Below are 21,828 nucleotides of genomic sequence, written 5' to 3'. Positions count from 1 at the left end.
GAAATTGCCCGTGGCGGCTTTGCGTTGAAGTTACCGAGCGGTATAGTTCCAAGAGTTACCGGTGGGTAACTTACATCGCAAGTACCCAACCGTCGGTGGCCGTCTCGTCGAGGAGGAATAGTGAGCCACTACAAGAGCAATGTCCGTGACCAGGAATTCAACCTGTTCGAGGTGTTCGGCGTCGACAAGGCGCTGGGCCAGGGCGAGTACAGCGACCTCGATGTCGACACGGCACGGGAGATGCTCGCCGAGATCAGCCGCCTGGCGGAAGGGCCCGTAGCCGCCTCGTTCGTCGAGGGCGACCGTAACCCGCCGACTTTCGACCCGGAGACCCACTCGGTGTCGCTGCCGGAGAACTTCAAGAAGTCGGTGCGCGCGGTTCTTGACGCCGGCTGGGACAAGGTCGGCATCGAAGAGGAGCTCGGCGGGATGCCGATGCCCCGTGCCCTGGTGTGGGCGCTGCACGAGCACCTGCTCGGCGCCAACCCCGCGGTGTGGATGTACGGCGGCGGCGCCGGCTTCGCCAGCATCCTCTACAAGCTGGGCAACGAGCAGCAGAAGAAGTGGGCCAAGATCGCCGTCGAGCGCCAGTGGGGTTCCACCATGGTGCTCACCGAACCGGATGCCGGTTCGGACGTCGGCGCCGGCCGCACCAAGGCGATCGAGCAGCCGGACGGCTCCTGGCACATCGAGGGTGTGAAGCGGTTCATCACCTCGGCCGACTCCGACGACCTGTTCGAGAACATCTTCCACCTGGTGCTGGCGCGTCCGGAGGGCGCGGGACCGGGCACCAAGGGTCTGTCGCTGTTCTTCGTACCGAAGTTCCTCTTCGATCCGGAGACCGGTGAACCCGGCGAACGCAACGGCGTCTTCGTCACCAACGTCGAGCACAAGATGGGCCTGAAGGTCTCGGCGACCTGTGAGCTGGCGTTCGGCCAGCACGGCGTGCCGGCCAAGGGTTGGCTCGTCGGCGACGTGCACGAGGGCATCCGGCAGATGTTCGATGTCATCGAGCAGGCCCGGATGATGGTGGGCACCAAGGCGATCGCCACGCTGTCCACCGGCTATCTCAACGCGCTCGAGTACGCCAAGGAGCGTGTGCAGGGCGCCGACATGACCCAGATGACCGACAAGACCGCACCGCGGGTGACCATCACCCACCACCCCGACGTGCGCCGGTCGCTGATGACGCAGAAGGCCTACGCAGAGGGCATGCGGGCGATGTACCTCTACACCGCGACCTATCAGGACGCCGCGGTGGCCGAGGCCGTGCACGGTGTCGACGCCGATCTGGCGATGCGGGTCAACGACCTGCTGCTGCCGATCGTCAAGGGTGTCGGCTCGGAGCAGGCGTACGCCAAGCTGACCGAGTCCCTGCAGACGCTGGGTGGTTCGGGCTTCCTGCAGGACTACCCGATCGAGCAGTACATCCGCGACTCGAAGATCGACTCGCTGTACGAGGGCACCACCGCCATCCAGGCGCAGGACTTCTTCTTCCGCAAGATCGTCCGCGACAAGGGTCAGGCGCTGACGTACCTGTCCGGCCAGATCGAGAAGTTCGTCAAGAACGAGTCCGGTAACGGCCGGCTCAAGAAGGAGCGCGAACTGCTGCAGACCGCGCTCAACGACGTACAGGCGATGACGGCCGCCATGACCGGCTACCTGATGTCGGCGCAGGAGGATCCGAAGAACATCTACAAGGTGGGTCTCGGATCGGTGCGCTACCTGATGAGCGTCGGCGACCTGGTGATCGGCTGGCTGCTGCAGGAGCAGGCCGCGGTGGCCCTGGAGAAGCTGGACGCCGGCGCCGAGGGTGACGAGCGCGCCTTCTACGAGGGCAAGGTCGCGGCGGCGTCGTTCTTCGCCAAGAACTTCCTGCCGCTGCTGACCAGCATGCGTCACGTCATCGAGAACATCGACAACGAGATCATGGAACTCGACGAGGCGGCGTTCTGATCCGCTGATCAGGTCCGCGGACAACGCGAAAAAGGGCACGGTCGTCGCAACCCGGTTGCGGCGGCCGTGCTCTCGTCTTCCCGGGATCCGCTGTCTCTCGGGGTTCTGGCCAACCGGTCTGGCTAACCGGTCTGCCGTGAGACCAGCAACGCCCGGGTGCGGGCCCTGATCTCGGGGTCGGCGTCGAACACCGCGGCGGTGAACTCGTCGACGCCGGCAGCGGCCAGTTCATCGAGGCGCTGCGACACCGTCTGCTCGTCGCCGATGATCGCCGCGTCCTCGGGGTTCACGTAGCCCTCCCGGTCCAGCATGGCCCGGTACGACGGCAGGGTGCCGTACACCGCGAACTGCTCCACCGCCTGCGCCCGCGCGCCCTCGACGTCGTCGGTGACGCTGACCGGCAGTGACGCCACGACGCGGACGTCGGACCCGGACCGGCCGGCGTCGGCGGCGGCCTGCCGCAACGTCGGCACGATGTGGCCGGCCAGAGTCTTCGGCCCGGTCATCCAGGTCAACGTGCCGGCGGTGCGCCGCCCGGCCAGCCGCAGCATCTGCGGCCCCAGCGCGGCGAGATACACCGGCGGTTCCGGCGGCGAAGTCCCGCCCCCGGCCAGCCTCAGCGCCCCGCGGGTGCTCCAGAACTCCCCGGTGACGTCGGCGGGCCGCCCGGCCAGCAGCGGCTGCAGACCGTCGAGATACTCACGCATCTGGCGCACCGGCCGGTCCCAGCTCACGCCCCACATACCCTCGGCGACCATCCGGTGGCTCATCCCGATGCCGAGCAGGAAGCGGCCCCCGCTGATCAGTGACAGGGTCAGCGCCCGCTGTGCCAGTTGCATCGGATGCTGCGGCTGGATCGGGATGACCCCGGAGCCCACCTCGATCCCGTCGACCGCACGCAGCGCGATGCCCAGCACGGTCGGCAGGTCGATGTCGAAAGGCAACTGGGCCAACCAGACTCTGCCGAAACCGGCGTCGCGCAGGGCGGTGAGGTCGCGCACCAGGGAGTCGATCGGGTCGGGGCCGTCGGGGGTGAGGCCGACGATGCTGAGGCTGATCCGCATGCCTGCCATCAAAACACCCATCCGGTGGGTGGTCGGCCGGTTCACCGGCTAATCTGCCACACCATGCAAACCACCGAACAATCGACAGCGCACCGGCGGGGTGGGTTCTTCGAGGGCCGGTACGGTCGCTGGCTGCTGCCCGGTGTGATCCTGCAGTCGGTGCTGATCGGCGGCGGGTACGCGACCGGCCGCGAGATCGTCGAGTTCGGCGCGAAGTTCGGCGCGCTCGGGTGGATCGCCGGGTTGGCGATCTTCGCCGGTTTCGGGCTGATGGCGTTCCTGATGTTCGAGATGGCGCGCCGGTTCCAGGTTTTCGACTACCGCAACCTGCTGCGGATCCTGATCGGACCGCTGTACTGGTTGTTCGACATCGTCTACATCATGCTGGCGATCCTGATCATCGCGATCATGGCCGCCGCCACCGGTTCGATCCTGCAGGCGACGCTGGGCACACCGCAGATCGTGGGCATCGCGCTGATCGTCGTCATCGTCGGCTTGTTGAACTTCTACGGCGAGGGCGTCATCGAACGGTTCAAGACTGCCGGCACGGTGGCGCTGTTCTCCGGCTACGCGCTGTTCGCGGCGCTGGTGCTGCACCGCCACTGGGACAGTGTCGGGGAGACACTGCGCTCGGGCAGCCACGCGCTGGAACCGACGGCGTCGATCTGGTGGGTGTTGTGGACCGGCGTGCTCTATGTCGGCTACAACCTCGCGGTGTATCCGGCGGCGCTGTTCACCGCGCACCGGCAGACCCGGCTGCGCGACACCGCGGTCGCCGGACTGGTCGCCGGTCTGCTGATGACGGTGCCGTGGTTCCTCACCTACTTCGCGCTGATGGGCTTCTACCCCGACGAGTCGGTGTTCGGCGCCGATGTGCCGTGGCTGGAGATGCTCGGGGCGGAAGCCGCGTGGGTGATCGTGATCTTCGGCATCGTGGTCGGCTGGACGCTCATCGAGACGGCGACCGGCATGATCTACGCGCTGCTGGCCCGGATCAGCCAGAACCTCATCGACGCCGACCGGCCGCCGATGACGCGGCGGACCAGCGGAATCATCGCGGTGGCCACCCTGCTGCTGGCGTTGCTGCTGGCCCAGGTGGGCATCATCGACCTGGTCGCCAAGGGCTACACCGCGATGGCGTACGCGATGATCGTGGTGTTCGCGGTGCCGCTGCTGGTGCGCGGCACCTATCTGATCGTGCGGCGCCGTGGTCATGCGTTCACCGAACCGACCGACCCCCGCGGCCACCGGCCGACTAACACCCCGGCGAGCCCGGTCAACCCGGAGGCGTCGCCGCAGCCCACCGCACTGGACCAGTGACCCTTTTCAGGGCACGGGAGGTTCGGGGCACGAATAAAGGGCGGGTTCGGGAGGACATTCAGGGACGTTTCAACGTGTTTCACGTCGCCGGCTTTCACCCTGTTCACCGGCTGTTCGGATAGGTCACTCCCGAACCCGTCGTGCTTCTGAGCGTACGCCTCTGACTCCCCTCAGACCAGAGGTGTGCGCCCAGAAATTCCGGCGAGCGCATCGGCACGAAAGGAATGCTCCGTGCTGCCGTCGGGTCGGGGGGTCAGACGACAGCACGGAGCTAACCGGTGTATCGCCGCACCCCGGCGCGGCGTTACACCGGGGCGGGAAAATTTCTCCGTCGGACTCCGTCGGGATCCGTCAGGGTCCGACGGGGTCCGTCAGGCCGGGGTCCGTCAGGCCTCGAGGATGGCCACCACGCCCTGGCCGCCGGCCGCGCAGATGGAGATCAGCCCGCGCACCGTCTTGCCGGTCTCCTTCTTCTTCTCCGCCAGCTGCTTGGCCAGCTGGGCCACGATCCGGCCGCCGGTGGCCGCGAACGGATGCCCGGTCGCGATCGAGGAGCCGTTGACGTTGAGCTTGGACCGGTCGATGCTGCCCAGCGGCTGATCCAGGCCGAGCCGCTCCTTGCAGTAGTCCTCGGACTCCCAGGCCTGCAACTGGGCCAGCACCACCGACGCGAACGCCTCGTGGATCTCGTAGAAGTCGAAGTCCTGCAGGCTGAGGTTGTTGCGGGCGAGCAGGCGCGGCACCGCATAGGTGGGCGCCATCAGCAGGCCGTCCCGGCCGGTGACGTAGTCCACCGCCGCGGTCTCGGCGTCGACGAAGTAGGCCAGCGGTTCCAGCCCGCGCTTCTCCGCCCAGTCCTCGGACGCCAGCAGCGCCACCGAGGCGCCGTCGGTGAGCGGAGTCGAGTTGCCGGCGGTCATGGTCGCGTCCCCGGCCTTGACGCCGAACACCGGCTTGAGCTTGGCCAGCTTCTCGGTCGAGGTGTCCGGACGCAGGTTGTTGTCGCGGTACAGCCCGAGGAACGGGGTCATCAGATCGTCGAAGAAGCCCCGCTCATAGGCGGCCTGCAGATTGCGGTGGCTGGCCGCGGCCAGCTCGTCCTGATCGACGCGTTTGATGCCCATCTCCTTGGCGGTGATGGCGGCGTGCTCCCCCATCGACAGGCCGGTGCGCGGCTCGCTGTTGACCGGGATCTGCACTCCCAGTGAGGCCGGCAGCTTGCCGACCAGCTTGAGCCGCTCCACGTTGGACTTCGACCGGCGCAACCCCAACAGCACCCGGCGCAGATCGTCGCCGAACGCGATCGGCGCGTCGGAGGCGGTGTCCACACCGCCGGCGGCGGCCACCTCGAACCGGCCCGCGGCGATCCCGTCGGCGGCGGCGATGGTGGCCTGCAGACCCGTGCCGCACGCCTGCTGCAGATCGAAGGCCGGGGTGTAGGAGGACAGCGCGCTGCCCAGCACGCATTCGCGGATCAGGTTGAAATCGCGGCTGTGTTTGAGCACCGCACCGCCGATGACGGCACCGAGCCGCTCACCGGCCAGGTTGAACCGGTCGACCAGGCCGCTCAGCGCCGCGGTGAACATGTCCTGGTTCGAGGCGTCGGCATACACGCCGTCGGCACGGGCGAAGGGAATCCGGTTGCCGCCCAGGATGGCGACCCGGCGGCGGGAATCGTTATTGGCCACGTCTGTTGCCTCCGTTGTCGGGGGTTTGTTACCTCCGTTATGGGGTTACCGAAGTCATAGTACCCACGCTTCTTACTCTGGAGTAAGTTCGTCTTATGGCAACCGATCTGTACTCGCAAATCGTCCACTCGACACCCGGGTCGTTCCTCGCCAGACAACTCGGCATTCCGCAGCCGGAACCGCTGCGCCGGTACCGGCCCGGTGAGCCGCCGCTGGCCGGTTCACTGCTGATCGGCGGGGACGGCCGGGTCGTCGAACCGCTGCGCACCGCGCTGGCCGACGACTACCAACTGGTCGGCAACAACCTCGGGGGCCGCTGGGCCGACAAGTTCGGCGGGCTGCTCTTCGATGCCACCGGGATCACCGAACCGGCCGGGCTCAAGGCGCTCTACGAGTTCTTCACCCCGCTGCTGCGCAATGTCGGCCCGTGCGCCCGGATCGCGGTGGTGGGCACCACGCCCGAGGAGACCGGCAGCGTCAACGAGCGCATCGCCCAGCGCGCCCTGGAGGGCTTCACCCGGTCGCTGGCCAAGGAGATGCGCCGCGGCGCCACGGTGAACCTGGTCTACCTGTCCCCCGAGGCCAAACCGGCGGCCACCGGACTGGAGTCGACCATCCGGTTCATCATGTCCGCCAAGTCGGCCTACGTCGACGGTCAGGTGTTCCGGGTCGGGCCCGCCGACTCGGTGCCGCCGGCCGACTGGGACAAGCCGCTCGACGGCAAGGTCGCGGTGGTCACCGGGGCCGCCCGGGGTATCGGCGCGACGATCGCCGAGGTGTTCGCCCGCGACGGTGCCCGGGTGGTGGCCGTGGACATCGGCGATGCCGCGGGGGCCAATGACGCACTCGCCGAGACCGCCGCGAAGGTGAACGGCACCGCGCTGGTCCTCGACGTCACCGCCGACGACGCGGTGGACCGGATCACCGAGCATGTGCGCGAGCACTATGACGGCAAGGTCGACATCCTGGTCAACAACGCCGGGATCACCCGCGACAAACTGCTGGTCAACATGACCGAAGACCGGTGGGACGCCGTCATCGCCGTCAATCTGCTCGCCCCGCAACGCCTCACCGAGGGGCTGTTCGGCAACGGCACGCTGGCCGAGGGCGGCCGGGTGGTCGGCCTGTCGTCGATGGCCGGGATCGCCGGCAACCGCGGTCAGACCAACTACGCCGCCACCAAGGCCGGCATGATCGGGTTGACCGATGCGCTGGCGCCGGTGCTGGCCGAGAAGAACATCACGATCAACGCCGTCGCACCGGGTTTCATCGAGACCAAGATGACCGAGGCGATCCCGTTCGCCACCCGGGAGGTCGGCCGCCGGCTCAACTCGCTGTACCAGGGCGGTCAGCCCGTCGACGTCGCCGAGACCATCGCATACTTCGCCAACCCCGCGTCGAATGCCGTGACCGGCAACACGATCCGGGTGTGCGGACAGGCCATGCTCGGGGCGTGATCGGGAGGTCATGATGACGCGTCACACTGCAAGTCAGCCGAACGGCCTGCTGAACATGGTGCGCGCGGCGGCCGGGGCGCTGCCGGTGGTCCGCCGTGACGGCACGCTGCCCAAGCGCACCGTGACGGCCACCGATCTGCCGATCGACGCCGCCCACGTCGCCGACTACGCCGCGGTGACCGGACTGCTGTTCCGGGATCAGGTGCCGCTCACCTATCCCTTCGCGCTGACGTTCCCGCACGTGATGGAACTGCTGTCCGGGTTCGACTTCCCGTTCCCGGCGATCGGCGCGGTGCATGTGGAGAACCACATCACCCAGCAGCGGCCGATCCTGGTCACCGACATCGTCAACATCTCGGTGCACGCCGAGAACCTGCGCGAGCACCGGCGCGGGCTGCTGGTCGACCTGGTCACCGACATCTACGTCGGCAATGAGGCGGCCTGGCATCAGGTGTCGACGTTTCTGCACCAGCAGCGCACCAGCCTGTCGGATGAGCCGAAACCGCCGCCGGCCAAACAGCCGAAGCTGGGGCCGCCGAACGCGGTGCTGCGCGTCACGCCGGGCCAGATCCGGCGGTACGCGTCGGTGGGCGGTGATCACAACCCGATCCACACCAGTTCGCTGGGCGCCAAGCTGTTCGGCTTCCCGACGGTGATCGCGCACGGGATGTACACCGCCGCGGCGGTGCTCGCTAACATCGAGGGGCGACTGCCGGACGCGGTCCGGTATTCGGTGCGGTTCGGCAAGCCGCTGGTGCTGCCCGCCGCCGCCGGTCTGTACGTGCAGCAGACCGACGGCGGGTGGGAGCTGGCGCTGCGGCATCTGACCAAGGGGTATCCGCACCTGACGGCAATGGTCACCCCGCTGTAGTCGCGGTGGTCGCGGCGGGGCCCGGCCGCGGTCGGGCCCCGCACCGCTGCTCGAACGTGCGCTCGGGTGTCTTTCCGGCGCGCTGACGTCGCGCACGAGCTCACGTCCGACGGCTCACCCCGGATAACCCGCCGGTGTGGTCATGAGACGCTAGGGGCCGTGTATCCCCGCTCTGATCACGCCGAGTTGCCGGTCGCCGACGTGGGCCGGCTGTTGCTGCGGTGCCCGGACCGCCCCGGTCTGGTGGCGGCGGTCAGCGCCTTCCTCGCCGAGGCGGGCGCCAACATCATCTCGCTGGATCAACATTCCACCGAACAGACCGGTGGGATCTTCATGCAGCGCACCATCTTCCACCTGCCGGGTCTGCCGGCGGTGCGCGACACCCTGGAACGCGAGTTCGCCGAACGGGTCGCCGGCCGGTTCGGGATGGACTTCAAGCTGACCGAGGCGGCCAGACCCAAACGGGTGGCGATCATGGCGTCGCGGGAGGACCACTGCCTGCTGGACCTGCTGTGGCGCAACCGCCGCGGCGAGCTGAACATGACCGTGGTGATGGTGATCGCCAACCATCCGGAGCTGGCCGATCAGGTGCGTCCGTTCGATGTGCCGTTCATCCACGTGCCGGCCTCCAAGGAGATCCGGGAACAGGCCGAACAGCGTCAGCTGGAGTTGCTGCGGGGCAATGTCGACCTGGTGGTGCTGGCCCGCTACATGCAGATCCTCACCCCGCGTTTCCTCGACGAGGTCGGGGTGCCGCTGATCAACATCCACCACTCGTTCCTGCCGGCGTTCATCGGCGCCGCCCCGTACCAACAGGCCAAGGACCGGGGCGTCAAGCTCATCGGCGCCACCGCGCACTACGTCACCGAGGAGCTCGACGAGGGGCCGATCATCGAGCAGGACGTGGTGCGGGTCGACCACCGCGACACCGTCGACGATCTGCGCCGGATGGGCGCCGATGTCGAGCGAGTGGTGCTGTCCCGCGCAGTGCGCTGGCACTGCGAGGACCGGGTGATCCGGTACGGAAATCAGACCGTCGTGCTCTGATCCACCCCGTCGCGGTCCACGTCCTGGCCGTTCTCCCGGTGGGTGTCCTCGTGGGATTCGGCCGGGGTGCCCTTCAGGCCGCGCCAGAACAGGTTGATCAACAGTTCGGCGGCCTCGTCGACCTCGGCGTCACCGGCGCTGACCCGGGTGGCCACCGCCTCCCCGGCGCCCACCAGCGCGACGGCCATCATGTCGAAGTCGGTGTCCGGTTCGGGGTGGCGGGTGCCCGACCGCAGCAGCCGGGCCACCAGGTCGATGATGCGTTCGCGGCCTTCCCGCACGGTGTGGGCGAACGCCTGCGAGCTGGTGGCCTGGGTGTAGAGCACCAGCCAGGACGCCCGGTTGGTGTCGATGTAGGTCAGAAACGACCGCACCGCGTTGCGCAGCAGGTCCTTGGGGCTCTGGGAGAAGTCGATGTCGGCGCGCACCGTCTCGACGAAACGGGAGAGCTCACGCTTCAGGCAGGCGCCGAACAGCTCCTCCTTGGAGCCGTAGTACAGATACAGCATCGGCTTGGAGATCTCGGCCTGCGCCGCGATGGCGTCCATCGAGGTCTCGTGATAACCGTTCACCGAGAACATCTGCACCGCGGCGTCGAGCATCTGCTGCTCGCGGACAGCGCGCGGCAAACGTTTGGTTCCACCTGCCATTACTCCAGAGTAGGAGATGGCCGAACCTTCCTGCTCAACAGCGCGGGGTGTACCCCTTGGCGCCGGCGAGGCGCAGCACCGATTCGTCGACCCGGGCCTCGGACAACTCACCGGCGGCGACGGCCGCTTCCAGCCGGTCCAGCACCGCGGGCACCTCGGCGGTGGTCAGCCACAACGCGACGTCGGCACCGGCCTGCAGGCTGCGCAGCACCGCCTCGGCCACCCCGTACCGGTCGGTGATCGCCCGCATCCCGGACAGGTCGTCGGTGAACACCGGGCCGTGGTATCCCATCGACCGCAGCAGCCGGTAGGCGTCCGGGCTCAGGCTGGCCGGCTCACCGCCGGTCAGGCCGGGCACCTGCAGATGCCCGACCATCACCGCGACCTGCTCGCCGACGAGCGCGCGGTACGGGACCAGATCGGTGGCCTCCAGGTCGGCCAGCGGCGGGGTCACCACCCCGGACGCGTGGGAGTCACCAGAGGCCCGGCCGTGCCCCGGGAAATGTTTGAGCACCGGCATCACCCCGCCCTCGCGCAGCCCGCGGGCGTACGCCCCGGCGTAGGCGGTGACGGTCTCCGGGTCGGCGCCGAACGACCGGTCCCCGATCACCGAGTTGTCGGCGGCGTCGGTGACGTCGACCACCGGGGCGAAGTCGATGGTGATGCCGCGGCCGCGCATGGCCTGGCCGCGCTCCCGGGCGATCACCTGCACCTCTTCGGGGCTGCGGGTCCGGGCCAACGACCGCGGCGACGGCTGCGGTCCGATCAGCCCGGACAGTCGCGACACCCGGCCGCCCTCCTCGTCGACGCTGACGGCCAGCGGGAACGGGCCGGCCGAGGCGGCGATGTCGGCCACCGAACCGTCCGACAGCATCGACAGATCCGACCAGCTGCCGACGAAGATGCCGCCGACCCGATGGTCGTTGACCACCGCGCGGGCGTCGGCGGCGCCGTTCACGCCGACCATCAGCAGCTGGGCCAGCTTGTCCCGCAGCTCCATGGAGGCCAGCACCGATTGCGCGTCGCCGCAGCCGGCCGGCGGCGCGGCGGGCAGCGGGGTGCTCAGCGGGGTCGCGGCGGGTGTCGCGACGACCGCGGGCGGGTCGGGTTCGGGCTCGGCGGGTCGTTCGGCCGCCGGTGAGCAGGCGAGCGTCAACGCGGGCAACGCCGCGAGTGCGCACCACCGACGGGACCACAACCGACGGGACGGGGCCGTACCGGATCGGGCCATGGTGACCGAGCGTACTGGTTGACCCGGATCCGGGGCGACCGCCGCGCGGAACCGCCCCCGGGCTCCCCTAGGCTGATGACAAATCCATCCGGGAGGTGCCATGGCAAGCAGCGCGTCGTCCGTCATGGTCATCGCCTATGACGGCAGCCGGAACGCGCGGCGCGCCGTGCAGTACGCCGGGCACTTCTTCGCCGGTCGGCGCGCGGTGGTGTTGACGGTGTGGACCCCGCTGGAACGCGGGCCGGAACCGGTCCAGGTCGATCTGGACGGGCCGCCGGATCCCCCGGAACCCGACGAGGACATCAAGCTGGCCAGCGCGCGCCGGGTCAACAACGAGGGTGTGGAACTGGCCCGGACCGCCGGCCTGGCCGCCGAACCGCTGTGTATGCCGGAGTCCGGCACGGTGTGGAACACCATCATCGAGACGGCCGACGAGCTCGACGCCGACCTCATCGTCACCGGCACCCGCGGCACTACCGGGCTGCGTTCGCTGCTGCAGTCCAGCGTCGCCGACAATGTGTTGCGGCGAGGCCGCCGCCCGGTGCTGATCGTGCCGCCCGGGCCCCGGTAGCTCGCCATGCTAATTTGGCGGGCATGGATCGGTTCATCGTCCCTGCCGCAGCCAGCATCGTGGTCGGACTGCTGCTGGGCGCTGCCGCCATCTTCGGGGTGACGCTGATGGTGCAGCAGGACACCAGGCCGCCGCTGCAGGCCGGTGACCCGGCGTCCTCGGTGCTCAACCGGGTTGAATACGGCGACCGAAGTTAGTCCGGGGGTGGCCCCGACCCGAACCGGGCCCCCCGCCGCCGCCAACGACGTGCAGCCGCTGTCGCGGCGCTGGCTGTGGGTGGTCGCTGCCGCGGCGCTCCTGCTGACCTTTGCGCAGTCACCCGGTCAGATCTCCCCGGACACCAAGCTCGATCTCACCGCCAACCCGCTCGGCTTTCTGCACCGCGCCACGAATCTGTGGAGCAGTGACATGCCGTTCGGCCAGGTGCAGAACCAGGCGTACGGCTATCTGTTCCCGCATGGCACGTTCTTCTTGGCCGGTGATCTGCTGGGCCTGCCCGGCTGGGTGATCCAGCGGCTGTGGTGGGCGCTGCTGCTGGTCGTGGGGTTCTGGGGGGTGCTGCGGGTCGCCGAGGCACTCGGCATCGGCACCACCCCGTCACGGATCATCGCCGCGACCGCCTATGCGCTGTCGCCGCGGGCGCTGACCACGCTCGGCGCGATCTCCTCGGAGACGCTGCCGATGATGCTGGCGCCGTGGGTGCTGCTGCCGATCATCCTGGTGTTCTCCGGCGGGCCCGCAGGCACGGGAACCGCGTCCGGCCGGAAACCGGTGCGGCCGGCCGCCGCCCACTCGGCGGTGGCGGTGGCGCTGATGGGGGCGGTCAACGCGGTCGCGACGCTGGCCGGCTGTCTGGTCGCGGTGCTGTGGTGGGCGTGTCACCGGTCGAACCGGTTGTGGTGGCGGTTCACCGGCTGGTGGGCGCTGTGCCTGCTGCCGGCGACGCTGTGGTGGGCCACCGCGCTGGTGCTGCTCGGCCGGGTCAGCCCACCGTTCCTGGATTTCATCGAATCCTCCGGGGTGACCACGCAGTGGATGTCGCTGACCGAGATGCTGCGCGGCACCGGCAGCTGGACCCCGTTCGTGGCCCCGACCGCGACCGCCGGATCGTCGCTGGTCACCGGGTCGATGGCGGTGCTGGCCACCAGCCTGGTGGCCGCGGCGGGCCTGGCCGGGCTGGCGATGCGGACCATGCCGGCGCGGGGTCGGTTGATCACCGTTCTGGCCGTCGGTGTCGTGCTGCTCGGCGTCGGCTACGCAGGTGGTCTGGGCTCGCCGCTGGCCGAGCCGGTGCGGGCCTTCCTGGACGCCGACGGCACCCCGCTGCGCAACATCGCCAAACTCGACCCGGTCATCCGGTTGCCGATCGTGCTCGGCCTGGCCCATCTGCTGGGCCGTCTGCCGTTGCCGGGCAGTGTGCCCACCCCGGTGTGGCGGGAGGCGCTGGCACATCCGGAACGCCACAAACCGGTCACGGTGGGCATCGTGGTGCTCGCCGCGCTGACCGCGGCCACCTCGCTGGCCTGGTCGGGCCGGCTGGCCGCGCCCGGGGCGTTCACCGCGATCCCGCAGTACTGGCATGACGCCGCCGCCTGGCTCGACGCGCACGACGACGGCGGCCGGGTGCTGGTGGTGCCGGGTGCGCCGTTCGCCACCCAGGTCTGGGGCAGCACCCACGACGAACCGCTGCAGGTGCTGGGCGCACGGGCCTGGGGGGTGCGCGACTCGATCCCGCTGACCCCGCCGGAGGCGATCCGGGCGATGGATTCGGTACAGCGGCTGCTGGCGGCCGGCCGGCCGTCCGCCGGGCTGGCCGACACCCTTGCCCGGCAAGGAATCTCGCATGTCGTGGTGCGCAACGACCTGGATCCGGACACCTCCCGTTCGGCCCGCCCGATCCTGGTGCACCGGGCCATCGATGGTTCCGGCGGGCTGACCAAGGTGGCCGAGTTCGGTGACCCGGTCGGGCCGGGTGAACTCGAGGGGTTCGTCACCGACAGCGATCTGCGCCCGCCGTATCCGGCGGTGGAGATCTACCGGGTAGACGGGGCGCAGCGGCCCGCCGAACCGTATGTGGTGGACGCCGCGGCGATGGCCCGGGTCAGCGGCGGGCCCGAGGCGCTGCTGCGGCTCGATGAGCGGCGCCGGCTGCAGGGCCGGCCGCCCCTGGGCCCGGCGCTGCTGACCCCCGACGCGCGGCAGGCCGGGCTGGCGGCCCCGCTGGTCACCGTCACCGACACCCCGGTGGCCCGGGAAACCGACTACGGCCGGGTCGACGACCACTCCTCGGCGGTCCGGGCCCCCGGTGACGAGAGGCACACCCACAACCGGGTGCCGGACTATCCGGTGCGCGGCGCGGATCTGGTCCACGGCCGGTGGAACGGCGGCCGGCTCACGGTGTCGAGCTCGTCGGCCGACTCCACCGCGCTGCCCAACGTCGCCCCGGCCACCGCGGCGACCGCCGCGATCGACAACGACACCGCCACCAGCTGGGTGTCCAACGCGCTGCAGACCGCCGTCGGGCAGTGGCTGCAGGTCGACTTCGACCATCCGGTCACCAACGCGACGCTCACCATCACCCCGAGCGCCACCGCGGTGGGCGCCCAGGTGCGCCGCCTGGAGATCTCCACCGTCAACGGCACCAGCACGGTGCGGTATGACGAGCCGGGGCGGCCGATCACCGTGGCGCTGCCGTACGGCGAGACACCGTGGGTGCGGATCACCGCGGTGGGCACCGATGACGGTTCCTCGGGGGTGCAGTTCGGCATCACCGAGCTCAGCGTCACCCAGTACGACGCCAACGGGTTCGCCCATCCGGTGCCGCTGCGGCACACCGTCGCCGTTCCCGCACCGCCCGCGGATTCGACTGTGGCGCAATGGGATCTTGGACAGGAGCTGTTGGGCCGGCCGGGTTGCGCGGAGGGTCCGGACGCGGTCCGGTGCGCCGCGACCATGGCGTTGTCCCCCGAGGAACCGGTGAACCTCAGCCGCACCCTGTCGGTTACGGAGCCGACCGCGGTCACCCCGACGGTGTGGGTGCGGGCCCGGCAGGGACCGCCGCTGGCCGATCTGGTGCACCAGCCCGGAACCGCGCGGGCGTTCGGCGACGCCGACGTGATCGATGTGCTCGGATCGGCCTACGCCGCCACCGACGGTGACCCGGCCACGTCGTGGACCGCACCGCAGCGGCTGGTGCAGCACCGCAGCGCACCCACCCTCACGGTGCGGCTGCCGGCGCCGCGGGAAGTGGCGGCGCTGCGGATCCACCCGCCGGCCGCGGATCTGCCGGCCCGGCCCACGATGGTGGCCGTCGACCTGGGCCGCGGCCCGCAGGCGCACCGCATCAGCCCGGACGCCGACAGTCAGACGCTGCAGTTGACGCCGCAGGTCACCGACACGATCACCCTGTCCGTCCTGGACTGGAACGATGTGATCGACCGCACCGCACTGGGTTTCGATCAGAACAAGCCGCCCGGCCTGGCCGAGGTGACCGTCCTGGACCCCGACGGCGCCCCGATCGCCGCCGCCGACCCGGACGTCAACCGGGCCCGGCCGATCACCCTGCCGTGCGGGGACGGGCCGGTGATCGCGGTGGCCGGACAGTTCGTGCAGACCACGGTCCGCACCACCGTCGGCGCCCTGCTCGACGGCGAGCCGGTGGCCGCCCGGCCCTGTCAGGACCGGCCGATCACCCTGCCCGCCGGGGAGCAGGAACTGCTGATCAGCCCGGGCGCCGCGTTCGTGGTGGACGGGGTCGTGCTGAACACCCCCGAAGCCGAGCGGATCGGTTCGGCCACAACGGTTCCCGTGGCCACCGGGGCGTGGCGTGCCGACCACCGGGAGGTGGAGGTGCCGGCCGCGGACGCCGAGCGCGTGCTGGTGGTGCCGGAGAGCATCAACCCGGGCTGGATCGCCCGCACCGCCGACGGTGCGGCGCTGACCCCGATCCCGGTCAACGGATGGCAGCAGGGGTGGGTGCTGCCGGCCGGGACGGCCGGCCCCGTCACCCTGACGTTCACCACCAACACCGCCTACCGGATCGGCCTGTTCGGTGGTCTGGCGCTGCTTCCGGTGCTGTTCGCGCTGGCGCTGCTGCCGGCGCGGCGCGCCGCACCCGCGCTCGACCCGCCCCGGCCGTGGCGGCCCGGGCCGTGGGTGACGGGAGCGGCGGTGCTCACCGTCGGCGGCCTGCTCTCCGGTGTCGCGGGGGTCGCGGTGACCGGCGCGGCGCTCGGGGTGCGGTATCTGTTGCGGAATCGGCCGAAGTGGTCCGACCGGGTCGCGGTGTGGGCCGGCGCCGGCGGGCTGATCCTGGCCGGTGCGGTGCTCAGCCGCAATCCGTGGCGTTCGGTGGACGGATACGTCGGCCACTCCGGCTGGGTGCAACTGCTGGCGCTGATCTCGGTCGCGGCCGTGCTCGCCTCCGCCGTCGCCCTCGGGACTAGACGCCCCGGCGGGTGATTTCGTCGAAGTTGACCGCGATCAGATGCTCGACCAGCGGCGGCCCCTCGGCATACCGCCGCACCTCCTCCTCGACCCGCTGGTCGACGAGGGTCAGCCGGACGTGGTGCTGGCGCAGGTGTTCGTCCCACGACCGCACCAGGAACGCCTCGACGAAGGTGTGCTCCCGCTCGAGGTGACGGTACAGCCGCCACAGCGCCGCCCCGGTGCGCTGCCGGGACCGGGCCTGCCGCTGCATCGCGACGAGGAACGCCGGTTCGTCCTCGGGGGCGACCCGGTAGGTGCTCAGCACCAGCACCGGCCCGTCCCGCGGTTCGGGTTCGAACACCAGCGCCGGTTCCGGCCAGTGCGCCGACGGGCTGACATCCAGTTGTCCGGTCTGCGGGTGCAGCGGCCACCACCAGGCGGACAGCCCCGAGACCACCAGCAGGCCGGCGCTGATCAGCATCGCGACGACGGTGCTGGTGCTGCCGGCGACCAGCCCCCACATCGTCGACCCCAGCGCCTGCCCGCCCATGAAGATCAACAGGTAGACCGACAGCCCGCGGGCCCGCACCCAGGCCGGCAGGCTCAGTTGCATGGAGGCGTTGAGGGTGGCCAGCGCCAGCAGCCAGGACATGCCGCCGACGGTCAGCCCGATCAGCACCACCACCACATCAGGCACCAACACGGCGACGGCGGTGGCGGCCGCGAACCCGACCGCCGCGAGGGCCAGCAGGGTGTTCTGCCGGAACGCGGACTGCCACGCCGACAACGTCAACGCCCCCAGCACCGCACCGGCCCCGAGCGCGCCCAGCATCAGCCCGTATCCGGAGGAGGACAGCCCCAACCCGCTGCTGGCGACCACCGGCAGCAGGCCCCACAGGGCGCTGGCGGGCAGGATGAACAGCGCGGCCCGGAACAGGATCCGGCGCACCACCGGCGAGCTGCGCACATAGCGGTGGCCGGCCTGCAGGGCGGCCAGCGGGCGTTCGGCGGCCAGCGTCTGCTCGGCGGATGAGCGTTTCCACAGCAGCAGCACCACCACGATGCCGGCGAACGACACCGCGTTGAGGGTGAAGACCAGGGTGGGGCCGGAGATCGCCACCAGCACCCCGGCCACCGCGGGTCCGACCGCCCGGGCGGCGTTGAGGCTCATGCTGGTCAACGCCGCGGCGGCCGGGATCTGTTCGCGCGGAACCAGTTCCGGTTGGATCGCCTGCCAGGCCGGTGCGGTGAACGCCTGCCCGCAGCCGATCAGGAACAGCAGGATGAGCAGCACTGTCGGGGTGGTCAACTGGGCGGCGGTCAACGCGGCCAGGATGGCGACCGCGGCCGCCATCATCGACTGGGTGGCGAGCAGCAGCCGGCGCCGGTCGACCAGGTCGGCGACCACCCCGGAGGGCAGCGACAGCAACATGATCGGCAGCGTGGTGGCGGTCTGCACCAGTGGCACCAGCACTTCCGCGGCCGGGGTGCTGACCAGCATCCACTGTGCGCCCACGGTCTGCATCCAGGTGCCGAGGTTGGACACGAACTGGGCGATCCACAACGCGCGGAAGATCGGTGAGGCGAACGGCGCCCACGGCGACGGGGCACGCTGTCTCCGGTTTCCGCCAGCCACCGGGTCAGCTTAGGTCGGCGGTGGCCGACATGCCCGGTCCCACCCGCAGGGAACACGAATCTCCCGCACACCGGGCCGGCCGGAACGTAGCATCCGGGAAGCATCGGGGAGTCGATCACCGACGGGAGCCAGACATGGGCCGGCGCACGGTCAACACCGCGGGCGGCAGCATCGACACCGCCGATCTGGGCGTCACGCTGATGCACGAGCACGTGTTCGTGCTGACCACCGAGATCGCGGTGAACTACCCGGAGCGGTGGGGCGACGGGGCGCGGCGGGAGGCCGACGCGGTGGCCCGGCTCGACGAACTGAAGTCACGCGGTGTGGACACCATCGTCGATCTGACCGTCATCGGGTTGGGCCGCGATCTGCCGCGGATCGTCCGGATCGCCGAGCAGACCGACCTCAACATCGTGGTGGCCACCGGCCTGTACACCTACAACGACGTGCCGTTCTGTTTCTCGCTGCAGGGTCCGGGCACCGAACTCGACGGCCCGGAGAGCATGACCGACATGTTCGTCCGGGACATCGAGCACGGGATCGCCGACACCGGCGTCAAGGCGGCCGTCCTCAAGTGCGCGACCGACAAGCCCGGCGTCACCGCGGGAGTGGACCGGGTGCTGCGGGCGGTGGCGCAGGCGCACCGGCGCACCGGGGTACCGATCTCCACCCACACCCATGCGGCGAGCCGGCGCGGCCTGGACCAGCAGCGCGTGTTCGCCGAGGAGGGGGTGGACCTGTCGCGGGTGGTGATCGGCCACTGTGGGGACACCACCGACATCGGCTACCTCGAGCAGCTGATCGCCAACGGGTCCTACATCGGCATGGACCGGTTCGGGGTGGACACCTTCCTGTCGTTCGAGGACCGGGTCAACACGGTGGCGAAGATGTGCGAGCTCGGGTACGCCGACCGGATGGTGCTGTCACACGACGCGCACTGCTACTTCGACTGGCTGCCCGAACAGCTCGTCGCGGCGGGCCTGCCGAACTGGCACTACCTGCACATCCACGACGACGTGATCCCCGCGCTCAAACAGCGCGGCGTCACCGACGAGCAGCTCACCACGATGCTGGTCGACAACCCGCGCCGGATCTTCGAAACCCAGGGCGGCTACTGATCGGGCCGGGCTAGGGTCGGAGGAGATGGCAGACACCACCGACGTACCGGGGACCCCGGTGCCCCCGATCGGAACCCGCTTCGCTGCGCTCGCCCAGACCGACCCGACCGCCCCCGCGGTCAGCTGCGCCGGGGTCACCCTGACCCGCCGGGAACTCGACGCCTCGACCAACCGGCTGGCCCGCGCCTTCGCCGAACTCGGTGTCGGCCAAGGCGATTACGTGACGATCAGCCTGTTCAACTCGATCGAGTGGCTGCAGGCGACGTTGGCGGTGTGGAAGCTGGGCGCCATCCCGCAGCCGTTGTCACCGCGGCTGCCCGATCCGGAGTTCGCCGAGTTGCTGGCGCTGCGCCGCCGCGCGCTGCTGGTCGGCCGCCCCGCCCCGGACGGCTCGATTCCTCATGTGCCCGCGGGTTTCACACCCGATCCGGCGCTGTCGGACGGCCCGCTGCCGGAGGCGGTGTCACCGGTGCTGAAGTCGATGGCCTCCGGCGGTTCCACCGGCCGCCCCAAACTCATCGAATCCGGCGGCGACGCCCGGGTGCCACCGGTCATCGGCACCCCACTGGGCGCCGAACCCGGTGACGTGAACCTGATCTCGGTGCCGCTGAGCCACAACACCGGCTTCACCACCGCGGTCATCGGGCTGGTGCAGGGGCACCACCTGGTGTTGATGCCGCGGTTCGACGCGGCCGAATTCCTGCGCCTGGTCACCGATTTCCGGGTCACCTGGCTGACCACGGTGCCGACCATCATGCAGCGCCTGCTGCCGGTGTACCGGGCGGCCGCCGCGGCGGATCCGGGCCGATACGATCTGTCCTCGCTGCGGCGGTTCTGGCATGTCGGCGCGCCGTGCCCGCCGGCGGTCAAGGAGGCCTGGATCGAGATCCTCGGGCCGCAGGTGCTGTGGGAACTCTACGGCGGCACCGAACTGCAGGCGTTGACGTTCATCTCCGGCGAGCAGTGGCTGAGCCACCGCGGGTCGGTCGGGGTGGTGGTGTCCGGTGAGATGAAGGTGCTCGACGACGACGGCAACGAGTGCCCGCCCGTGGTGGTCGGGGAGATCTACATGCGGCCGTCGCCGGGCAGCGGACCGACCTACCGCTACGTCGGCGCGACGGCCAAGAGTCGCGACGGCTGGGATTCGCTGGGTGATCTGGGCTATTTCGACGAGGACGGGTTTCTGTACCTCAGTGACCGCAGGGTGGACATGTTCACCGTCGGCGGCCGCAACGTCTACCCCGCCGAGGTCGAGTCGGCGCTGGCCGAACATCCGGAGGTGTTGTCCGCGTTGGTCGTCGGCATTCCCGACGATGACCTCGGCCAGGTGCCGTATGCGATCGTGCACACCGCCGACGGGTCGGATCTCGACGAGGCCGCGGTGATCGGGTTTCTGCGGGAACGGATCGCCGGTTACAAGGTGCCGCGCCACGTGGAGTTCAGCGCCACCCCGGTGCGCGACGACGCCGGCAAGGCGCGGCGGTCGGCGGTGCGCGACGAGGTCATCGCGAGATCGGCGTCGCGACGCTCGTGACCGCCGAGTCCAGCGGCGGCGCCGGCGCGTCCGGGCGGGCCCGGCGCATCTCCCAGCGCCGGTAGGCGGCCCGGCACGGCTGCTCCACCAGCCCGTAGCTCACCGCGGCGATCGCGATGGTGAACAGCACCGTCAGCACCAGCACCACCGGCATGTTGCCGTTGAACGGGAACTCCCCGATCATCGGGAACACCATCGCCAGCGCGGCCAGATGCCACACGAAGATCCCGTACGACCAGCGGCCCAGCGTCACCATCGGCGCGCTGGCCAGGAACCGGTGCGGGGTGTCCGGCCGGTCCAGCACCAGCGGCGCCAGCAGGGCCGCCGCCAGCAGCGCCCCCATCACGGTCTTCAGGGTGACCTGCACGATCGAGCCCGGCGCCAGCCCCTCCAACCCGACCAGCGGTGACGCCGCCACCAGGAACGCCGCGAGCGCGAACATCCCCATCAGCACCCGGCGGCGGGCCAGCCGGTGGAACCAGCCGACCCGGGTCACGGTGAGTTCGGCCAGGATCATGCCGGCGGCGAACCAGGAGAAGAACGCCGGCGGCCAGTTCCACGGGTTGAGCCCGGAATCCGGGCCGAACGGGATCCGCACCCAGAATAGGCTCAGCACCGCGGTGGCCAGCAGCACCGGGATGCGGGCCCGCACCGGCACCTGCCGGGCCAGCAGCGCCAACAGCGGCAGCACCAGATAGAACGTCATCTCCACCGACAGGCTCCACATCTGGGTCAGCCCGGACGTCAGCGTCAGCGGCACGTAGATCTGGGTGAGGGTCAGGTTGGCCAGCCAGACGGTGAGGTCGGCGGTGGCGCCGGGCAGCAACAGCAGGATGACCACCACCGCGACCAGATAGCCGGGCATGATCCGCACCACCCGGGAGCGCAGGTAGCGGCCGGTCGCCGGGGTGGGCCGCAGCCCGCGGACCGCCGCGGCGTGCCCGCGCCACAGCAGGAACCCGGACAGCGCGAAGAACACCGCGACGGCCAGGTCGAAGCGGCCGAGCAGCCGGCCCACCGCGCCGCTGGTGTGGCCGGTCTGGAAGGCCACGTGGGTCACGATGACGCCCAGCGCCGCGCAGGCGCGCAGCCCCTCGACCGCGGGCAGAAAGCTGCGGGTGCCGCTGACCTCGTGCGAGAGGTCGCGCGGGCTGGCCCCGGAGGAGTCCCCCGGGTTTCCCGCCACCTGTTCAGCCGTCACCGCCATGGCGACCAGTGTGCCGGGCATCCGGCGATCGGGGAAAATGGGTCCACCGC

At 70.1% G+C, this 21,828-nt stretch carries 16 protein-coding genes; 10 read left to right on the top strand and 6 right to left on the bottom strand.

The annotated features are described in order from the left end of the window. The first annotated feature begins 120 nt into the window (after positions 1 to 120). A complete protein-coding gene (locus CKW28_RS01285) occupies positions 121 to 1,956 on the top strand; it encodes an acyl-CoA dehydrogenase (RefSeq protein WP_003924437.1) in 1,836 nt (611 codons plus the stop codon). A gap of 122 nt (positions 1,957 to 2,078) precedes the next feature. Here CKW28_RS01285 and CKW28_RS01280 read toward each other — a convergent pair whose 3' ends face one another. Then, the gene (locus CKW28_RS01280) at positions 2,079 to 3,020 is read right to left on the bottom strand and encodes a TIGR03564 family F420-dependent LLM class oxidoreductase (protein WP_003924438.1); all 942 of its coding nucleotides are present in this window, start codon (positions 3,018 to 3,020) and stop codon (positions 2,079 to 2,081) included. A gap of 63 nt (positions 3,021 to 3,083) precedes the next feature. On the opposite strand from CKW28_RS01280, the gene CKW28_RS01275 reads away from it, so the two are divergent. Continuing rightward, entirely contained in the window at positions 3,084 to 4,340 is a 1,257-nt protein-coding gene (locus CKW28_RS01275; protein ID WP_003924439.1) for a YkvI family membrane protein, read from the top strand. A gap of 386 nt (positions 4,341 to 4,726) precedes the next feature. On the opposite strand, the gene CKW28_RS01270 is transcribed toward CKW28_RS01275, so the two are convergent. Next, entirely contained in the window at positions 4,727 to 6,028 is a 1,302-nt protein-coding gene (locus CKW28_RS01270; RefSeq protein ID WP_003924440.1) for an acetyl-CoA C-acetyltransferase, read from the bottom strand. Between the two features lie 95 nt (positions 6,029 to 6,123). Between CKW28_RS01270 and CKW28_RS01265 the strand changes: the two genes are divergently transcribed. The 3 genes from CKW28_RS01265 (at position 6,124) to purU (ending at position 9,403) form a co-directional block, all read left to right on the top strand. Next, positions 6,124 to 7,485 (top strand): 3-oxoacyl-ACP reductase, encoded by a 1,362-nt coding sequence (locus CKW28_RS01265; protein ID WP_003924441.1) that lies wholly within the window; start codon positions 6,124 to 6,126, stop codon positions 7,483 to 7,485. A gap of 10 nt (positions 7,486 to 7,495) precedes the next feature. Continuing rightward, positions 7,496 to 8,356, top strand: coding sequence for a MaoC/PaaZ C-terminal domain-containing protein (locus tag CKW28_RS01260; RefSeq protein WP_003924442.1), 861 nt, complete (start codon positions 7,496 to 7,498; stop codon positions 8,354 to 8,356). Positions 8,357 to 8,515: 159 nt separating this feature from the next. Continuing rightward, complete coding sequence (gene purU, locus CKW28_RS01255; RefSeq protein WP_003924443.1) at positions 8,516 to 9,403, top strand: formyltetrahydrofolate deformylase; 888 nt, start codon at positions 8,516 to 8,518, stop codon at positions 9,401 to 9,403. Here purU and CKW28_RS01250 read toward each other — a convergent pair. Next, on the bottom strand, positions 9,385 to 10,053 hold the full coding sequence (locus CKW28_RS01250) for a TetR/AcrR family transcriptional regulator (RefSeq protein ID WP_040546231.1): 669 nt from the start codon (positions 10,051 to 10,053) through the stop codon (positions 9,385 to 9,387). The two genes, purU and CKW28_RS01250, sit on opposite strands and share 19 nt — an antisense overlap. Positions 10,054 to 10,087: 34 nt before the next feature. Continuing rightward, entirely contained in the window at positions 10,088 to 11,284 is a 1,197-nt protein-coding gene (locus tag CKW28_RS01245) for a glycoside hydrolase family 3 N-terminal domain-containing protein (RefSeq protein ID WP_050811898.1), read from the bottom strand. Positions 11,285 to 11,384: 100 nt separating this feature from the next. On the opposite strand from CKW28_RS01245, the gene CKW28_RS01240 reads away from it, so the two are divergent. From CKW28_RS01240 to CKW28_RS01230, 3 genes are read left to right on the top strand one after another with little or no spacing between them, the layout of a single operon-like run. Then, complete coding sequence (locus CKW28_RS01240; RefSeq protein WP_003924446.1) at positions 11,385 to 11,855, top strand: universal stress protein; 471 nt, start codon at positions 11,385 to 11,387, stop codon at positions 11,853 to 11,855. Positions 11,856 to 11,878: 23 nt separating this feature from the next. Further along, positions 11,879 to 12,052, top strand: a complete 174-nt coding sequence (locus CKW28_RS01235) for a DUF2613 domain-containing protein (RefSeq protein WP_003924447.1) — start codon at positions 11,879 to 11,881, stop codon at positions 12,050 to 12,052. A 49-nt stretch (positions 12,053 to 12,101) separates the two neighbouring features. Continuing rightward, on the top strand, positions 12,102 to 16,316 hold the full coding sequence (locus tag CKW28_RS01230; RefSeq protein ID WP_197700623.1) for a DUF3367 domain-containing protein: 4,215 nt from the start codon (positions 12,102 to 12,104) through the stop codon (positions 16,314 to 16,316). On the opposite strand, the gene CKW28_RS01225 is transcribed toward CKW28_RS01230, so the two are convergent. Then, positions 16,297 to 17,919 carry an MFS transporter gene (locus CKW28_RS01225; RefSeq protein WP_040546233.1) on the bottom strand — a complete coding sequence of 541 codons (1,623 nt, stop codon included), beginning with the start codon at positions 17,917 to 17,919 and terminating at the stop codon, positions 16,297 to 16,299. The genes CKW28_RS01230 and CKW28_RS01225 overlap by 20 nt on opposite strands. A gap of 134 nt (positions 17,920 to 18,053) precedes the next feature. Here CKW28_RS01225 and CKW28_RS01220 point away from each other — a divergent pair, with 134 nt between their 5' ends. Both CKW28_RS01220 and CKW28_RS01215 read left to right on the top strand, forming a co-directional pair. Next, positions 18,054 to 19,037 carry a phosphotriesterase family protein gene (locus CKW28_RS01220; protein ID WP_003924450.1) on the top strand — a complete coding sequence of 328 codons (984 nt, stop codon included), beginning with the start codon at positions 18,054 to 18,056 and terminating at the stop codon, positions 19,035 to 19,037. A gap of 25 nt (positions 19,038 to 19,062) precedes the next feature. Next, the gene (locus CKW28_RS01215; RefSeq protein ID WP_003924451.1) at positions 19,063 to 20,571 is read left to right on the top strand and encodes an AMP-binding protein; all 1,509 of its coding nucleotides are present in this window, start codon (positions 19,063 to 19,065) and stop codon (positions 20,569 to 20,571) included. On the opposite strand, the gene CKW28_RS01210 is transcribed toward CKW28_RS01215, so the two are convergent. Then, positions 20,540 to 21,778, bottom strand: a complete 1,239-nt coding sequence (locus CKW28_RS01210; RefSeq protein ID WP_110844389.1) for an acyltransferase family protein — start codon at positions 21,776 to 21,778, stop codon at positions 20,540 to 20,542. The two genes, CKW28_RS01215 and CKW28_RS01210, sit on opposite strands and share 32 nt — an antisense overlap. Positions 21,779 to 21,828 lie beyond the last annotated feature (50 nt).

The organism is Mycolicibacterium thermoresistibile (assembly GCF_900187065.1).
GTDB lineage: Bacteria > Actinomycetota > Actinomycetes > Mycobacteriales > Mycobacteriaceae > Mycobacterium > Mycobacterium thermoresistibile.
Note: the sequence above shows the minus strand (reverse complement) of the source record. Positions and strands in the feature narration are given on the sequence as shown.

Excerpts from the sequence above, each read along its gene's own strand:
- CKW28_RS01215 (WP_003924451.1), top strand. The coding sequence starts at position 19,063 with ATGGCAGACACCACCGACGTACCGGGGACCCCGGTGCCCCCGATCGGA.
- CKW28_RS01275 (WP_003924439.1), top strand. The coding sequence starts at position 3,084 with ATGCAAACCACCGAACAATCGACAGCGCACCGGCGGGGTGGGTTCTTC.
- CKW28_RS01250 (WP_040546231.1), bottom strand. The coding sequence starts at position 10,053 with ATGGCAGGTGGAACCAAACGTTTGCCGCGCGCTGTCCGCGAGCAGCAG.
- CKW28_RS01235 (WP_003924447.1), top strand. The coding sequence starts at position 11,879 with ATGGATCGGTTCATCGTCCCTGCCGCAGCCAGCATCGTGGTCGGACTG.
- CKW28_RS01245 (WP_050811898.1), bottom strand. The coding sequence starts at position 11,284 with ATGGCCCGATCCGGTACGGCCCCGTCCCGTCGGTTGTGGTCCCGTCGG.
- CKW28_RS01280 (WP_003924438.1), bottom strand. The coding sequence starts at position 3,020 with ATGCGGATCAGCCTCAGCATCGTCGGCCTCACCCCCGACGGCCCCGAC.
- CKW28_RS01260 (WP_003924442.1), top strand. The coding sequence starts at position 7,496 with ATGATGACGCGTCACACTGCAAGTCAGCCGAACGGCCTGCTGAACATG.
- CKW28_RS01210 (WP_110844389.1), bottom strand. The coding sequence starts at position 21,778 with ATGGCGGTGACGGCTGAACAGGTGGCGGGAAACCCGGGGGACTCCTCC.
- CKW28_RS01220 (WP_003924450.1), top strand. The coding sequence starts at position 18,054 with ATGGGCCGGCGCACGGTCAACACCGCGGGCGGCAGCATCGACACCGCC.
- CKW28_RS01265 (WP_003924441.1), top strand. The coding sequence starts at position 6,124 with ATGGCAACCGATCTGTACTCGCAAATCGTCCACTCGACACCCGGGTCG.
- CKW28_RS01240 (WP_003924446.1), top strand. The coding sequence starts at position 11,385 with ATGGCAAGCAGCGCGTCGTCCGTCATGGTCATCGCCTATGACGGCAGC.